Origin of the sequence: Mariniphaga anaerophila, from assembly GCF_900129025.1 — a bacterium.
Classification (GTDB): Bacteria; Bacteroidota; Bacteroidia; order Bacteroidales; family Prolixibacteraceae; genus Mariniphaga; species Mariniphaga anaerophila.
In genome coordinates this window covers 79,995-94,700 of sequence record NZ_FQUM01000003.1, presented here as the reverse complement: position 1 = coordinate 94,700, position 14,706 = coordinate 79,995, and the positions used below count along the sequence as shown (strand labels likewise).

Genomic DNA, 14,706 nt, shown 5'->3' with positions numbered 1-14,706 from the left:
GAGGCAGATATCAAACTGCCAATAATTGTGTATTGCAAAGAAATCATTAGTTTTGCATCTGGAAAATAGTAAAACCCTCAATTTTTCTGGTAGTAAAATAGTTGTAAATAATTTAATCAATTCATGGATTACAATACGAAAAGACAAAAACTCCCCATGCCAGAGTATGGCAGGAACATTCAAAATATGGTAAACCACCTGTTAACCATCGAAGACCGGGACAAGCGCAACAAATCTGCGCAGGCGGTAATTGATGTAATGGGAAATCTTTATCCCTATTTGCGCGACGTTGCAGAATACAAACATAAATTGTGGGATCATCTGGCCATTATGACCGATTTTAAACTTGATATTGATTATCCTTATCAACCGCCGTCACCAGACATTCTTACCGAAAGGCCAAACAGAGTTCCGTATTGCCAGAATGATATAAAATTGAAACACTACGGGTTAATCATTCAGAAAATGATTGACGTTGCAATCGGCATGGAAGGAGAAGAACAGCGGATACTAACTATTCAGATTGCCAACCAAATGAAGAAGTTGTATCTGTCGTGGAATAAAGATTCGGTTGAAGATGATAAGATATTTCTTGATCTGGAAGAGCTTTCTGCCAATAAACTGAAAGCACCCCGGGATGTTCAACTTGCTGACATAAAAATTCCGACTCCGCAGCCGCAGCCAAAAAAGAAGAAAAAGAAAAACAGATAATCAAATAACCTCAAATGGCAACTTTTTTAGTTGAAGGTGGAAATTCGCTGAAAGGCTCACTTACACCACAGGGAGCTAAAAACGAAGCGCTTCAGGTAATTTGTGCAGTGCTGCTGACGCAGGAGGATGTAACAATTGAAAACATTCCCGAAATCAGCGACGTACTTCAGCTTATCGAAATTCTGAAAGGGCTGGGCGTGCAGGCCGAACGAATTCAAAAAGGCACTTACCGGTTTAATGCTGCAAATGTCAATATCGATTTTCTTAAAACCGAAACGTATGCGAAACAGGCAGCCAGCCTGCGTGGTTCAGTAATGATTATAGGGCCGCTGCTTGCCCGTTTTGGCCGGGGATTTATTCCTCAGCCCGGCGGAGATAAAATCGGCCGCAGAAGAGTGGATACTCATTTTACCGGATTGCAAAAGTTAGGTGCAAAATTTACGTTTGATGCCCAGCACAAATGGTATTCTATTGAAGCTAAAAAACTGAAAGGAGCATACATGCTGCTCGATGAGGCTTCGGTAACCGGTACCGCAAATATTGTGATGGCTGCCGTTTTGGCCGACGGAACCACTACCGTTTACAATGCCGCCTGCGAACCATATGTTCAGCAGCTTTGTAAAATGCTGGTTTCAATGGGTGCGCAAATTTCCGGCATCGGTTCCAATCTTCTTACCGTAACCGGAGTGGGTGCGCTGAAAGGATGTTCCCATCGTATTTTGCCGGATATGATTGAAGTTGGCAGTTTTATCGGGCTTGCTGCAATGACTGCGTCTGATATTACAATCAAAAATGTTGGGGCAGAGCATTTGGGAATTATTCCGGCTTCGTTTCGCCGGTTGGGAATTAAAGTTGAACAACATAACGACGACCTTGTCGTAAAAGATACGCAGCACTATGAAATCGAAAATTATATAGATGGTTCTATTATGTCGATTTCTGATGCTCCCTGGCCTGGATTGACTCCTGACCTGTTGAGCGTTTTTCTTGTGGTAGCTACCCAGGCCAAAGGAAGTGTGCTCATTCACCAGAAAATGTTTGAAAGCCGTCTTTTCTTTGTGGACAAGCTGATTGATATGGGGGCACAGATTATTCTTTGTGACCCGCACCGGGCAACGGTTATCGGACTGAATCGCGAGAACAGTCTGCGCGGTACAAAAATGACTTCCCCGGATATCAGGGCCGGAATTGCCTTGCTTATTGCCGCCTTGTCAGCAAAAGGGAAAAGTTCTATCGATAACATCGAACAAATCGATCGTGGTTACGAGAACATCGAAGGCCGGCTTCAGCAAATCGGAGCAAAAATTACCCGTAAATAGAACCTTGGGAGCACGCAAATGTTATTGTTTTGAAAAGAGTTTAATTTTACGCATTCAATAAAACAATTAGTTTATGAAGAAATTGGTTTTTATATCAGCCATATTGTGCCTGGCGGCAGTAACTGCATTTTCCCAACAAAAGTTGGGAATTAATATTGGCAACAAAGCACCTGAATTAATAGGAAAGTCAGTCGATGGCAAAACAATAAAATTGTCAGACACCGCCGGAAAGCTGGTGTTGCTTGACTTCTGGGCTTCGTGGTGTGGGCCGTGCCGGCGCGAAAATCCAACCGTGGTAAGAGCGTATCAAAAATACAAAGACAAAAATTTTGAGGGAGCAAAAGGGTTCACCGTATTCAGCGTATCGCTGGATCGTACCGACGCTGCCTGGAAAAAAGGAATTGCCGACGATAAACTTGAATGGCCCTATCATATCAGCGATTTAAAAGGATGGTATTCGAAACACGCAGCAATTTATGGCGTGCGCAGTATCCCGTCCAATTTTCTGATCGACGGAAATGGCGTAATTGTGGCGCGGCAACTTAAAGGCCCGGCGCTGGAAGCTACTTTGGAAAAACTGGCCAAATAGTTTCTGAAAAACATAAAAAGAACGAATTGTCATAAATTGGCATCCTACGTGAGTTTGGGGTGTCAATTTGTCTTTTGTAGGGGCATGGCAGATTTTTTGATTAATAGTGTTGCATTTAACAAGGAAGAATTATGTCAGACAATAAAATGAACAAGAATAACGAAACCCAAAAGGAAAAAGACGCAGCCGGAGCACAAACCCCGGATAATAACGAAGAAACGAAAATGAGCGAAAAGGCAGCTTCGAAAGAAAAAGAAGAGAAAAAGAAAAAATCCAAAATGGATAAAAAGGAAGTCAAAATTGCAGAACTGGAAGAAAAACTGAAAGACCTTTCGGATAAGCATCTGCGGTTGCAGGCTGAGTTTGATAATTTCAGAAAGCGTACATTGCGCGAAAAAACCGATTTAATAAAATCAGGAGGTGAATCTGTTTTAACAGGGATTCTGCCTGTAGTAGATGACTTTGAAAGGGCAATTCAGGCTCTTAGTAATCTACCGGAAGAAGATGCAGGAAAACAGGGAACTATGCTTATTTACAGTAAGTTTAAAGACTTTTTGAAACAAAATAATGTAAATGAAATAGCCGCCCTGCATCAGGATTTTGATGTAGATCATCACGAAGCAATCACCAAAATACCTGCACCAGAGGAAAAGCTTAAAGGCAAAGTGGTGGACGTTATTCAAAAAGGATATACACTTAACGACAAAGTTATTCGCTATGCCAAAGTTGTAGTTGGAGAATAAAATTTGAAGGAAACATGGCAAAAAGAGATTATTACGAAGTACTTGAAATTAGCAAAAACGCCTCGGCTGAAGAGATAAAAAAAGCCTACCGTAAAAAGGCTATTCAGTACCACCCCGATAAAAACCCGGGGAATAAAGAAGCAGAGGAAAAATTTAAAGAAGCAGCCGAGGCTTACGAAGTGCTTCAGGATCCAAATAAAAAACAGCGTTACGACCAGTTTGGCCATGCAGGAGTAGGTGGTGCTGCCGGAGGAGGATCCGGATTTGGCGGTTTCTCTGATATCGAAGATATATTTTCGTCTTTCGGCGATATTTTTGGAGGACATTTCGGCGGGTTTGGCGGATTTGGCGGAGGTCGTTCGCACAGTGGCGGACGCCACGTTTCCCGCGGGTCAGACCTTCGGGTTAAGGTGAAACTCAACCTGAGCGAAGTGTTGAATGGCGCAGAGAAAAAAATAAAAGTAAAAAAATACGTTCAGTGTCAGCATTGTAACGGTACCGGAGCAAAAAATGCTTCGGCATTTACAAATTGTTCCACTTGCCACGGCTCCGGGAGGGTAACGCGGGTAACCAACACGTTACTCGGGCAAATGCAGACAACCTCGGCTTGCCCAACCTGCCATGGAGAAGGTAAAATTATTACTGACAAATGCAGCCACTGTGCAGGAGAAGGCGTTATTCGCGATGAGGAAGTAATCACCATTAAAATTCCGGCTGGAGTTGGTGAAGGAATGCAAATGACTGTTACCGGGAAAGGCAACGCAGCCCGGAGGGGAGGAGTAAATGGCGATTTGCTTGTGGTAATTACCGAAGAAGAGCATCCTGAATTGGTTCGCGACGGCAACAATCTTATTTACAACCTGTTTTTGTCGTTCCCGGAAATTACGTTGGGAACCACTGCCGAAATTCCTACGGTTGACAGCAAGGTAAAAGTAAAAATCGACGCGGGTACTCAACCCGAAAAAATATTGCGGCTTCGTGGTAAGGGGCTGCCCGATGTAAACGGATACGGTCGTGGTGACCTGCTGGTGCGCATTCATGTCTGGATTCCTAAAAAACTGAATTCAGATGAACGTAAAATGCTCGAAAAATTGATGGGTTCCCCGGGATTTAATGAAGGGCCGTCCTCTTCGGAAAAAAGCTTTTTTCAGCGAATGAAGCACATGTTTTAATCTGAAACCCCCTGGACCATGGACGATGTAATAAAACTATACAATTTTCTTGAAAAGGATCTTCTTGATGAAATAGTCAGCAAGGGCGTTCGGAAAAAGTTTGCAGCCAATAAACCTCTAATGCGTGAAGGACAGTTCATTTCTAGTTTTCCTTTAATTATAAGGGGAATGATTCGGATTACCCGAACCAGCAACGATGGAAATGAACTGTTGCTTTATTATTTGCAGGAGAATGAAGTTTGTGCCATGTCGTTAACATGCTGCATGGCACACCAGAAAAGCAATGTAATGGCCGTGGCCGAAGAGGAAACCGAAGCGTTGATGCTTCCTGTTTCGTTGCTCGACAAATGGATGTGCGAGTACCCGTCGTGGCGGCAATTTGTGATGCAGACTTTTCAGTCCCGTTTTAGGGAGTTGATCGAAACTATTGATTCCATTGCCTTTTTAAGGCTCGATGAGCGTTTGGTGAAATTCTTTACCGATCGTTATCAGAAGTTGGGAAATCCTACGTTCTTTGGTACTCACCAGGAACTTGCCATTCAGTTAAATACTTCGCGCGAGGTTGTTTCAAGGTTATTGAAAAAGCTCGAAAAAGATGGTAAAATTGAACTATCGAGGAATTTTATCGATTTTTCCGGTCTTGTGTGACTTTTGTTACAGACCGGCTGCATTCTTTCCTCTTTATTTGTTGTGCATAACAAAGTTAAAGAGTTCATAACTATTGCTTCATAATTTTTTGGGTTATAAAATCGGTTAGTAGTTGAAGGTTGATAAACCGGGTTCAAGGGAATCCGGTTTTTTTGTGCCTTGTTGTTTTTTTTCGCTAAATTGGTAAAGTGTTTTGCTTGTTTTTTTAGTTGTTTAACTAATTGTAAATAAATGAGTATTGACCTGAGAAGCCTTGAGCGGCAGTTTCATTCCGACGGCTATCGGCTGGGGATGGAAGTTGTTGATGCAGCAGACAAAGAAGAAGCACTTTTGGCAGGAGTTAAAGTTCTGCTCGGGACGGTTGATGAATTGGTGGATTCCTTTTCGGAATTTGCAGCGCGTGAGAACCAAAAGCCTGAATGTAAAAAGGGCTGTTTCTGGTGTTGCCACCAACCTGTTTTTGCGCTAAACTACGAATTGGTTTATTTGAAGGATTTTATTTCCCGCAGTTTTGATGCTGAAACACAGAAACGCATTGCTGTCCGTGCTGGAGAAAAGAAAAGGAAGCTGGAACGTTTATCGGGCGAGTCGCTTCTTAACTCAAAATTTCCCTGTCCGTTGCTTGAGGATGGTTCTTGCATTGCTTATGCAGCCCGGCCGGTTGCATGCAGAATTTACCTTTCTACAAAGCTTCAGTCGTGCCTGAAGTTTTATTCAGAACCGGAGAACGAAGATTCAATTCCGGAATTGTTGCAACTTCCCATGCGGTTGGGGCGCATGCTGAACGAAGGCTTTAAATCTGCATTGAAAGCCGGTGGAATAGATGTGACGGAGTTTCGTGTTGAGGAAAAATTGGCCGGCTAATCTTCTTCCGGTACAATCCCTGATTTCAGAAACTGTTCTTCCAGAAAATCCGGGGAAACAGGCCGCCCGTTTCGTGTGAGAACCGTTGTTATTCGTGCGTCAACCATTAATTTTTCGTCAGCTTTTCGAATTACCTGTTGTTTGAAAATAATGCGCAATCGACCGTGTTTTGCCATTTTTAATCGAACAAAGAAGGAATCTTCCGGGCGCAAAGGAAACTTGTAATCCAGTTCTGCCCGGATAACAACTGCGTCAATGCCGTCGTTATGCAGATCTGCAAAGCTCACTCCTACTTTGTTAAGAAATTTATGACGGCAGTATTCCAGGTAATTTTGGTACACCGCGTTGTTTACTATACCCTGAATGTCGCATTCGTAATCGCGCACTTCCAGCTCTATTTCAAAATGGTAATCCTGTCCCTGTTTCATTTTTAATGTTCAAATAGCTGTTTTTAAAGTTCTGGTAATAGGCGGGAAGTTTTTTTATCTCTGGCAACGAGGTGATTCGTTCTGTCGAAAAACGAGTCGATTTAATTACTCTTTTTTTTCGGGTAGCCGCCAAAAAATTTAACCAGAAACCGGTGGAAATGGTGCACCCCTTTTACGGGCTCCGCAAACATGTAGATGCATTTTTTGTAGATGAACGGGATTCCCGATTTTTTCAACGCAGCCAGAGCTTCCGGTGTATCCGACATCTGTTGAACCCACACCATTTTCATGCCTTTCTGTACAGCCTGGTTAATAATTTCCTGTGTTTTTTCTTTTGGCGTTACAACCAGTAAATGTTTTACATCGCCGGGTAAGTCGGCTACTGTTTTGTACGATTTTAATCCCTGAACTTCTTCTGCATTCGGATTTACAGGAAACATGTCGAATCCTTTTTCTTTAAAATCTTTTATTACCATGCCGCCAAATTTTTTGGGATTGCGGGATGCTCCTGCAACAGCGATTTTTTGCTCAGAAAAAAACTGTTGGATTTCGTTTAGTGTAATCTCTGTTTTTGTTGTCATCGCAAAAGATTTTAAAGTTGTTGTTATCCGATGTTCTATTTCACCATAAAGTCGAGTAATTTATTGTTGTTCAGGTATCCTTCCAACTGGTCGCCGATTTTTACAGGCCCGACTCCCGCCGGTGTTCCTGTGTAAATCAGGTCTCCTATTTTTAATGTTATATATTTTGAAATATGCGAAATAATGCTGTCAAAGTCGAAGAGCATTGAACCGGAATTTCCTTTCTGAACAGTTTGTTGGTTAATGTCCAGCCCGAAATTAATGTTTTGAAGATCGGTAAACTCTTCAACCGGAAAAAAAGTGTTGCTGATAACTGCCGCCTGGTCGAAAGCTTTTGCTTTTTCCCAGGGAAGGCCTTTTTGTTTCAGCTCATTTTGTACATCGCGTGCAGTGAAATCCACTCCCAGGCCGATGTGGTCGTAATAGCGGTGAGCAAATCGTTTTTCAATGTTTTTCCCAATGCGGCAAACCTTCAGAACCAGTTCAATTTCATGATGAACTTCGTTGGTCCAGTCAGGAATGTAAAATGGATCGTTGTTCCGAAGTATTGCCGAATCGGGTTTCAGAAAAAATACCGGTTCGTCGGGAACTTTATTGTTCAGCTCGCGTGCATGATCTGCATAGTTTCGTCCGATACAAATTATTTTCATCTGCCTGTCTCTTTTTTGCTGGGTCTATTTTTCCATCATCCGCAGTTTTATCTGCGTAAGTACTTTTTTGGTGTACAACGGAAAATCTCCATTCATAATCCATCCGAAATACCCGGGCTGTTCTTCCAGTACCTTAGTAACCGGAACGCCTTTGTTCTTCCCAAAATTGAATACTTCCACGCCTTTGTCGTTGTAAACTATTCTTCCCAGAAAATCTACATTGCGGTCGTAGGCCGAAAATTCGCTTAGCTTTTCCATGTCGTTTACAACGGGCGTTGACACTTTGCCGCGGTTGTCTTCGTATTCTACTCCCTGGTATTTGTCGAGTTGAGCCTTTAAAACATTGTAAGTGGCTTTTGTATCTGCCATGGCACTGTGGGCATCAATCAGGTCTTTGTCGCAGTAAAACTTGTAGGCAGCTGCCAGTGTGCGTTTTTCCATTTTGTGGAAAATGGCCTGTACATCTATGAATTTTCGTTTTTTGAGGTCGATGTCAACGTCAGCACGTATAAACTCTTCGGCAAGCAGGGGAATGTCGAAGCGGTTGGAATTGAATCCTCCAAGGTCGCATCCTTCAATAAATTTTGCCAGCCTTTTTGCTACCTCTTTAAAAGTAGGCTCGTTGGCCACGTCTTCATTTGTTATTCCGTGTACCCGGGTTGCCTCTTCCGATATGGGAATTTCCGGATTTATGCGTTGTAGCACTTCTTCTTCTGAGCCGTCCAGTTGCACTTTTAACAGCGCGATTTCAACAATTCGGTCTTTGGCAATGTCAATTCCTGTTGTTTCAAGGTCGAAAAATACGACCGGGTTTTTTAAATTTAACTGCATGGTTTTATTTTAAAAAGAAGGTGTCCGAAAATCAGTCCCCGAAACTAACCGGGATAAACTGCCTTTTGGGACACCTGGCCTGTTTCTGTGTCCACTAAATTTCACAGAACAGAACTTTTGTTTACTTGTAAATATTTTATGCGTTTATCATCATTGGCATTAAAAGCATCAGTACATCTTCTGCATCTTCGTCGGTTTCTGCCGGTAACAGAAGTCCTGCGCGCGATGGGTCGCTCATTTCCATTTTTACATCGCTGGCAGAGATGTTGGAAAGAATTTCGAGCAGGAATGTGGATTTGAATCCGATTTCAATTTCTTCTCCGTCGTACTCGCAACTCAGGCGTTCAACAGCAGAAATGGAAAAGTCGATGTCCTGGGCCGAAACCACAAGCTGGTTGTCGTTAATATTCAGCTTAATGAGGTTACTGGCCTGGTTTGAAAATACCGAAACCCTTTTTACGGTGTTGTAAAACGCCAGCCTGTCAATAATCATTTTGTTGGGATTATTTTGAGGAATAACCGAATTGTAACTCGGGTAGTTTCCTTCTACCAGGCGGCAGATGAGTTTGTAGTTGGTGAGTGTAAACTGAGCATTTTTATTGTCAAATTCCAGCTTAACATCAAATTCTTCTTTTGGCAGCAGGTTACGTAGTAAGCTTGCAGGTTTTTTCGGGAGAATAAATGATGATTCGAACTCTGATGCTGCATCTGATCTGCGGTAGCGTACCAGTTTGTGGGCATCGGAAGCAACAAACCCCATACTGTCGGGAGAAAGTTCCACGAAAATACCATTCATTACCGGGCGCAACTCATCGTCAGCAGTGGCAAATAAAGTTTTTTCAATGCCTTTTAGCAGAATCTTAGGAGCTACAGTAACCGCAGTGGAATCATCTTCTGAAATTTCAGGAAGATCCGGGAAATCTTCGCCACTTTGTCCGACAATGCTATATTTTCCGTTATCGGAAAAAATCTCAACGCCGTAGTTTTCTGCATTAATTTGAAATGTAAGCGGTTGTTCCGGAAATTCTTTTAACGTATCAATTAACAGTTTGGCAGGCACTGCAATGGCGCCTTCTCCTTCGGTGTTGTCCAACTCCATTTGCGTAATAAGAGTTGACTCGAGATCCGAAGCCGTAATAGTCAGGTTGGCATCGGTTAACTGAAACAGAAAATTGTCCAGAATAGGCATTGTGCTTTTGCTGCTGATAACCTTGCTGATAGCTGAAAGGTGGCTCAGTAAATCGGTACTTGAAACAACAAACTTCATAGTAAATATTTTATTTCATTTTTTTCATTAGAACAGGTTGATATCCTGGTTTTGATATTGCCTGCTTTTCGTTTGATTCAGCCCATATAAGAAGGAAAAATCAATTAACGAATATACAAACTTTAATCTTTTTTTATGTATTGAGTACTTCGAATTTTTCAGGTATTTATGAACGGCTGTATCTTCTGTTTCGCATGAAGTTGTATGCGATTCCCCAAAGTGCGATAACGGCAAGTGGTAACAGTACGTTTAGCCATTGCCATAAGGGTTTTTCCTCGCGCAACCTCACTTTATCGAGCAGCCGAAGTTTTTGATTGCGGTTGCGCAGTTGCATAATTCCGCGATTGTCGTTCAAATAGTAAACAGTGTTCAGAAGAAACTCTTTGTTTCCAAATGTTTGGCCGGAAACACGGTCAAACCCCATTTCATGAAAACGCGGCGGATTGCCTGAGTAATCAACCTGGTTTGTTATAATTCCGCCATCTGCAATTACAACCATTTTTGTTGGCTGGCTTTCAGGAATGATTTCTGTGTCCGGAATTCCCAGTGCTTCCAGCATTCTGTTTTTAAACACCGAAGTAAAAGTTCCTTCCAGCAGAGCACCAACCGGAATAAATGATTGGTTGAAAAGCTCACGTGCCGGCGGATTGTCAATGTTTTTGAGACTAACGGTGGACGGCGATTTTACCCGTCTTGCGTAGGGCGAAGAGGAAAGAATAATTTCCTTCTGGACCTGCGGGTTTCCGGTGATGGTATCTATGGACGAAACAAATTCGGTAAATACGCGATTCAGATTTCGGCTGAGCGGATGGTTATCTGACGGAACCAGCAAGGGAGAATAGTACCACGGATGCAAAGTAAACTGCGGCGGAGTGCCCGGCGGAGCAGTATTTACACGTAAACGGGCACATTCAACATCTTGCAAAAGTTCGTAATTAAGCCGAACTCCGTAACGAAAAAGCTGGTCGCCCAGGTTCAGGTTGCGCGGAAATGCCAAAGTCTGATATCCCGTCGAAAGGCTGTCGAGGCTCACTTGCACCGGGTCAACGAGCCAGAGTGTTTTCCCGCCTTTCATAATAAACTGGTCAATGTAAAATTTGTCTTTTTCAGAAAACGGCTCCGTTGGGTTCGCAATTATCAGAACATCAATTTTGTCTGATTTTTCTGCCAGCGAATCAGTGGAAATTTGTGTAACCCTGAAGTCTTCTGCCAGCGCCGATGCAAAATCATAAACCTGGTAGCGGTCTGCTTCTCCTTGCCCTTCGAGAAAGGCAACCGTTGAGTGCCGGGTGCGCATTAACTTCTGAAATGCATTTGCCAATTCAAATTCAACACTTTCGGCGGAATGATTAAAGTTGGCTTCGTGGGAGAAATCGGGATTGTATTTCAAAAAATTTACCGCTGTTTCTTTCCCGTTGTAACGAACTACTGCCCCCGGAAAAATAAGTTTGGAACTCACGCCCTGGTTGGTTTGTTGTCTGAAACTGGTAGGCTGAATTCCTTTTTTAATCAGATCGTTTGTAAATTTTTCGCGCTTTTCGGGGTTTGAAATGGCGTATGGATCTGTAATTCGGAGTCTTATTTTTTTTGGCGCATAAACATTTAAAACAGCAATTTTTTCGAACACTTCCTGCTGTAATTTACGTAACCCCGGCTCCAGTTTTCCGGCCAGGTAAAATTCTATTTCTACGGGGTGATCCAGTTCTGTTGCCAGCTCTGCGCTAATGTTCGAAAGCGAGTAACGTTTATCTGAAGTCAGATCAAAACGGTAGAGTACATTTCCTGAAATCAGAAAAACAATCAGAAGAATGAAAACAACAAATGATGAACTTATTCTGAAACTATTTTGTCGCCAGGTTCCTTTGCGCAAAAAACAACGGGTGAACCACAAAAACAGAAAAGTCATTCCCGTAAAATAGATCAGGTCGCGCAAATCGATCACCCCGCGCGAAGCAGAAAGGTAATGGTTGCTGATGCTTAACCATCCGAAAATTTGTTCCAGAATATACGGAATCCCGGAAGTGGCAATAAAATCGAACCCGAGGTAAAAAACAAAGGAGAGCGCCATGGCAAGGATGAACGAAACAATCTGGTTGTCGGTCAGCGACGAGGCGAAAATTCCGATTGCCAGGTAAATGGCCGCCAGAAAAAACAACCCGAAAAACGAGCCCCAGGTTGCCCCGGTATCGATGCTGCCGATTGGATTTCCCAGGAGGTAGACCGATAAAAAGTAGAGCAGGGTGGGCAGAAGTGAGAAAATTACCAACACCATTCCGGCCATAAATTTGGCAAAAATGAGTTGCAAATCAGAAAGTGGCCTGGTGAGTAGAATTTCGAGTGTGCCGGTACGTTTTTCTTCAGCAAAAAAACGCATGGTAATTGCCGGAATCAGAAAAAGGTACAACCACGGAGCGAGCGAAAAAAATCCTTCCAGCGTGGCATAGCCGTTGTCCGGAATGTTGTATGCGCCGGGAAATACCCAAAGAAACATTCCGGTAACTAACAGGAAAACCAAAATAGCGAGGTATCCAATCAGTGACCCGAAAAATGTTTTTATCTCTTTTTTGAATAAGCTGTACATTTCGATTAATGTTGGCCGTTCAAAATTTAAAACTCCAATTTGTCGACGTCAAATTTAAACGGTTTTTATCAATTCTATCATTTTTGTTGCAGCACGCTGCGAGGTGCCGGGTGCGCCCATTAATTCATTTAAACGATTGTAATCGGCCATTATTTTGTCCCGGTAATCCTGTTCATACAGCAGTCGGTGCAACTCGTCTTTTACATTTTTAAAGGTGAGGTCAGCCTGCAAATATTCTTTAAGCGCCTCTTTATTTAGAATGAGGTTGGGAAGCGAAGCCCATTTTACTTTCAAAAAGAAATTTTTCATGATGAAATGAAGCAGCCATCCTCCTTCAACACGATATAATACCGTTTGGGGAATTCCGAACAGCGCTGTTTCAAGTGTTGCTGTTCCCGATGCCACAAGCGCAGCATACGAGTTATTCAGTAAATCGTAGGTCTGGTTATAAATAACCGGAATGGGAAAGCCGTTTAATATGCTTTTGTAGAGTTTAGAATCGACAGTATTAACGCCTGCTACCACAAACTGGAATTCGGGATAACAAGCCGCTGCTTTTTTCATAACCGGAAGCGTATTTTTTACTTCCTGCCTTCGGCTGCCCGAAAGCAATGCAACAATTGGCCTGTCGTCCAGATTATTGTTATCTAAGAATTCTTGTTTTGAAAGCGATTTTTTGCGGAATGCCGTTACTGAATCCATCAGCGGATTACCAACGTAATTTACGTCTACGCCATGTTTTTTAAAGAAATTTGTTTCGAAGGGCAAAATTGTAAAAAGCTCATCCACAAATTGTTTTATTTTTTTTACCCGGAACTCTTTCCATGCCCATACTTTGGGCGAAATGTAGTAATATACTTTAATGCCGTTTTTCTTTGCAAACTCGGCCATGCGCAGGTTAAACCCGGGATAATCGATCAAAACAAGCACGTCTGGCTTAAAGCTGAGAATATCTTCCCGGCAGAATTTCATGTTTCTGCCAATGGTTTTCAGGTTTAAAATAACGTTCAGAAATCCCATGAACGCCATTTCGCGGTAGTGCTTAACAAGGGTTCCTCCCTGGTTTTTCATTAAATCACCACCAAAAAAACGAAACCGGGCTTCCGGATCTTTTCTTTTTAGTTCGCGCATCAGGTTAGACCCGTGCAAATCGCCCGATGCTTCACCGGCTATCAGGTAATATTTCATTTCACAATTTTAGAATGCTCTTGATATTAGTACTGCCAAAGCGTATATAATGGTTGCGCCCAACACGCCGCGGGCTGCCTGATCGTATTTCAGACGAATAAATGCCATGAAAACCACAAGATTGGCAAAAACGCACAAGCTTCCGAGTTTTACCAGCGCGTGCAAATGCCAGAGGTTTTTTACGTAGTTCTCAAAGGAAATGTCACTTTCGCCAAACCAGTAAACTGCAAAAAATACCACTACCGGTAAGAAAAATCCGGCAAAGAAACCCACGGCAGGCGCATCGAGCGGTTTTCTGTTTTTGCGTGACATTAAAATGTCCAGTTTTTAAGTTGTTCCAGGGTTTTGTAACAGGTCATGTCAACAGAAACCGGAACAATTGCCGCATAGTTATTTTGCAGGGCATCTATGTCGGTTTCAGGAGAACCTTCTTCAAAATTTTTAAAGTAGCCCGAGAGCCAATGGTATTCCCGCCCATGCGGATCAAGCCTTTTTTCAAATTCTTCCACCCATTTTCCGTGAGTCTGTCGGCATACTTTTACGCCTTTGGGCTTTCCTTTTGGTACGTTCACATTAAGACAGGTAAAAGGAGGCAGGCCATTGTCGAGCACGCTTTGGAAAACTTTGGCCACAATAATTTTGGCTTTCGAAAAATCGGCATCCGGCCTGAAATCATCAAGCGAAAAACCCAGCGATGGCACACCATGCAAGCTTCCTTCGATGGCAGCGCCCATGGTTCCGCTGTAGATTACACTAATGGATGAGTTGGCTCCGTGATTAATTCCGGAAACCACGTAATCGGGTGTCCTGTCGAACAGGTTGTTAAAACTCAGTTTTACACTGTCAACCGGCGTGCCGTTGCTTTTCCAGGTTGGCACACCGTGAATTTTTTCAACAGGAATAGCACGCAGCGGCTGATCCACCGTAATGCCACACCCTTTTCCGGACATGGAAACTTCGGAGGAAATTACTACTACTTCGCCAAAAAATTGCATTACTTCAACCAGCTCCCGGAGGCCTTTTGCGTGAATGCCGTCGTCGTTGGTAACTAATATTAAAGGTTTTTCTGTCATAGTATTTTTCAACAAAAAACAAAGATAACCCAAAATATGAAAGAAAAGAATTATTTCAAGG

16 protein-coding genes are annotated in these 14,706 nt (G+C 42.8%); 7 read left to right on the top strand and 9 right to left on the bottom strand.

Features of this window, described 5'->3' with window-relative positions:
- Positions 1–123 precede the first annotated feature (123 nt).
- The 7 genes from BUB08_RS06525 (at position 124) to BUB08_RS06495 (ending at position 6,046) form a co-directional block, all read left to right on the top strand.
- Positions 124–711 (top strand): DUF4290 domain-containing protein, encoded by a 588-nt coding sequence (locus BUB08_RS06525; RefSeq protein WP_073000080.1) that lies wholly within the window; start codon positions 124–126, stop codon positions 709–711.
- Between the two features lie 14 nt (positions 712–725).
- Positions 726–2,030, top strand: coding sequence for a UDP-N-acetylglucosamine 1-carboxyvinyltransferase (murA, locus tag BUB08_RS06520; protein ID WP_073000078.1), 1,305 nt, complete (start codon positions 726–728; stop codon positions 2,028–2,030).
- Between the two features lie 73 nt (positions 2,031–2,103).
- Entirely contained in the window at positions 2,104–2,619 is a 516-nt protein-coding gene (locus BUB08_RS06515) for a TlpA family protein disulfide reductase (protein ID WP_073000076.1), read from the top strand.
- Between the two features lie 131 nt (positions 2,620–2,750).
- A complete protein-coding gene (locus BUB08_RS06510) occupies positions 2,751–3,362 on the top strand; it encodes a nucleotide exchange factor GrpE (protein WP_139249633.1) in 612 nt (203 codons plus the stop codon).
- A 14-nt stretch (positions 3,363–3,376) separates the two neighbouring features.
- Positions 3,377–4,534, top strand: a complete 1,158-nt coding sequence (dnaJ, locus tag BUB08_RS06505; protein ID WP_073000074.1) for a molecular chaperone DnaJ — start codon at positions 3,377–3,379, stop codon at positions 4,532–4,534.
- 18 nt (positions 4,535–4,552) lie between these two features.
- The gene (locus BUB08_RS06500; RefSeq protein ID WP_073000072.1) at positions 4,553–5,182 is read left to right on the top strand and encodes a Crp/Fnr family transcriptional regulator; all 630 of its coding nucleotides are present in this window, start codon (positions 4,553–4,555) and stop codon (positions 5,180–5,182) included.
- A 231-nt stretch (positions 5,183–5,413) separates the two neighbouring features.
- Positions 5,414–6,046, top strand: coding sequence for a hypothetical protein (locus BUB08_RS06495; protein WP_073000071.1), 633 nt, complete (start codon positions 5,414–5,416; stop codon positions 6,044–6,046).
- Here the strand turns inward: BUB08_RS06495 and BUB08_RS06490 are convergent.
- From BUB08_RS06490 to surE, 9 genes are all read right to left on the bottom strand, one after another.
- A complete protein-coding gene (locus BUB08_RS06490; RefSeq protein ID WP_073000069.1) occupies positions 6,043–6,474 on the bottom strand; it encodes an acyl-CoA thioesterase in 432 nt (143 codons plus the stop codon). The two genes, BUB08_RS06495 and BUB08_RS06490, sit on opposite strands and share 4 nt — an antisense overlap.
- Before the next feature lie 101 nt (positions 6,475–6,575).
- The gene (locus BUB08_RS06485) at positions 6,576–7,055 is read right to left on the bottom strand and encodes a CoA-binding protein (RefSeq protein ID WP_073000067.1); all 480 of its coding nucleotides are present in this window, start codon (positions 7,053–7,055) and stop codon (positions 6,576–6,578) included.
- Between the two features lie 35 nt (positions 7,056–7,090).
- Positions 7,091–7,705 carry a fumarylacetoacetate hydrolase family protein gene (locus BUB08_RS06480; protein ID WP_073000065.1) on the bottom strand — a complete coding sequence of 205 codons (615 nt, stop codon included), beginning with the start codon at positions 7,703–7,705 and terminating at the stop codon, positions 7,091–7,093.
- 24 nt (positions 7,706–7,729) lie between these two features.
- Positions 7,730–8,536 carry a 3'-5' exonuclease gene (locus tag BUB08_RS06475; protein WP_073000064.1) on the bottom strand — a complete coding sequence of 269 codons (807 nt, stop codon included), beginning with the start codon at positions 8,534–8,536 and terminating at the stop codon, positions 7,730–7,732.
- Between the two features lie 136 nt (positions 8,537–8,672).
- On the bottom strand, positions 8,673–9,803 hold the full coding sequence (dnaN, locus tag BUB08_RS06470; RefSeq protein ID WP_073000062.1) for a DNA polymerase III subunit beta: 1,131 nt from the start codon (positions 9,801–9,803) through the stop codon (positions 8,673–8,675).
- A gap of 166 nt (positions 9,804–9,969) precedes the next feature.
- The gene (gene gldG, locus BUB08_RS06465) at positions 9,970–12,384 is read right to left on the bottom strand and encodes a gliding motility-associated ABC transporter substrate-binding protein GldG (protein ID WP_073000061.1); all 2,415 of its coding nucleotides are present in this window, start codon (positions 12,382–12,384) and stop codon (positions 9,970–9,972) included.
- A 54-nt stretch (positions 12,385–12,438) separates the two neighbouring features.
- Positions 12,439–13,572 (bottom strand): lipid-A-disaccharide synthase, encoded by a 1,134-nt coding sequence (gene lpxB, locus BUB08_RS06460; RefSeq protein WP_073000059.1) that lies wholly within the window; start codon positions 13,570–13,572, stop codon positions 12,439–12,441.
- 9 nt (positions 13,573–13,581) lie between these two features.
- Positions 13,582–13,884, bottom strand: coding sequence for a hypothetical protein (locus BUB08_RS06455; RefSeq protein WP_073000058.1), 303 nt, complete (start codon positions 13,882–13,884; stop codon positions 13,582–13,584).
- Positions 13,884–14,645: a 5'/3'-nucleotidase SurE gene (gene surE, locus BUB08_RS06450; protein ID WP_073000056.1), complete on the bottom strand. Its 762-nt coding sequence runs from the start codon at positions 14,643–14,645 to the stop codon at positions 13,884–13,886. Before surE ends, BUB08_RS06455 begins: the two co-directional genes overlap by 1 nt.
- Positions 14,646–14,706: the final 61 nt, after the last annotated feature.

Bases quoted from the DNA above. Each gene is read 5' to 3' on its own strand.
- BUB08_RS06525 (WP_073000080.1), top strand. From the start codon at position 124: ATGGATTACAATACGAAAAGACAAAAACTCCCCATGCCAGAGTATGGC.
- murA (WP_073000078.1), top strand. From the start codon at position 726: ATGGCAACTTTTTTAGTTGAAGGTGGAAATTCGCTGAAAGGCTCACTT.
- BUB08_RS06515 (WP_073000076.1), top strand. From the start codon at position 2,104: ATGAAGAAATTGGTTTTTATATCAGCCATATTGTGCCTGGCGGCAGTA.
- BUB08_RS06510 (WP_139249633.1), top strand. From the start codon at position 2,751: ATGTCAGACAATAAAATGAACAAGAATAACGAAACCCAAAAGGAAAAA.
- dnaJ (WP_073000074.1), top strand. From the start codon at position 3,377: ATGGCAAAAAGAGATTATTACGAAGTACTTGAAATTAGCAAAAACGCC.
- BUB08_RS06500 (WP_073000072.1), top strand. From the start codon at position 4,553: ATGGACGATGTAATAAAACTATACAATTTTCTTGAAAAGGATCTTCTT.
- BUB08_RS06495 (WP_073000071.1), top strand. From the start codon at position 5,414: ATGAGTATTGACCTGAGAAGCCTTGAGCGGCAGTTTCATTCCGACGGC.
- BUB08_RS06490 (WP_073000069.1), bottom strand. From the start codon at position 6,474: ATGAAACAGGGACAGGATTACCATTTTGAAATAGAGCTGGAAGTGCGC.
- BUB08_RS06485 (WP_073000067.1), bottom strand. From the start codon at position 7,055: ATGACAACAAAAACAGAGATTACACTAAACGAAATCCAACAGTTTTTT.
- BUB08_RS06480 (WP_073000065.1), bottom strand. From the start codon at position 7,705: ATGAAAATAATTTGTATCGGACGAAACTATGCAGATCATGCACGCGAG.
- BUB08_RS06475 (WP_073000064.1), bottom strand. From the start codon at position 8,536: ATGCAGTTAAATTTAAAAAACCCGGTCGTATTTTTCGACCTTGAAACA.
- dnaN (WP_073000062.1), bottom strand. From the start codon at position 9,803: ATGAAGTTTGTTGTTTCAAGTACCGATTTACTGAGCCACCTTTCAGCT.
- gldG (WP_073000061.1), bottom strand. From the start codon at position 12,384: ATGTACAGCTTATTCAAAAAAGAGATAAAAACATTTTTCGGGTCACTG.
- lpxB (WP_073000059.1), bottom strand. From the start codon at position 13,572: ATGAAATATTACCTGATAGCCGGTGAAGCATCGGGCGATTTGCACGGG.
- BUB08_RS06455 (WP_073000058.1), bottom strand. From the start codon at position 13,884: ATGTCACGCAAAAACAGAAAACCGCTCGATGCGCCTGCCGTGGGTTTC.
- surE (WP_073000056.1), bottom strand. From the start codon at position 14,645: ATGACAGAAAAACCTTTAATATTAGTTACCAACGACGACGGCATTCAC.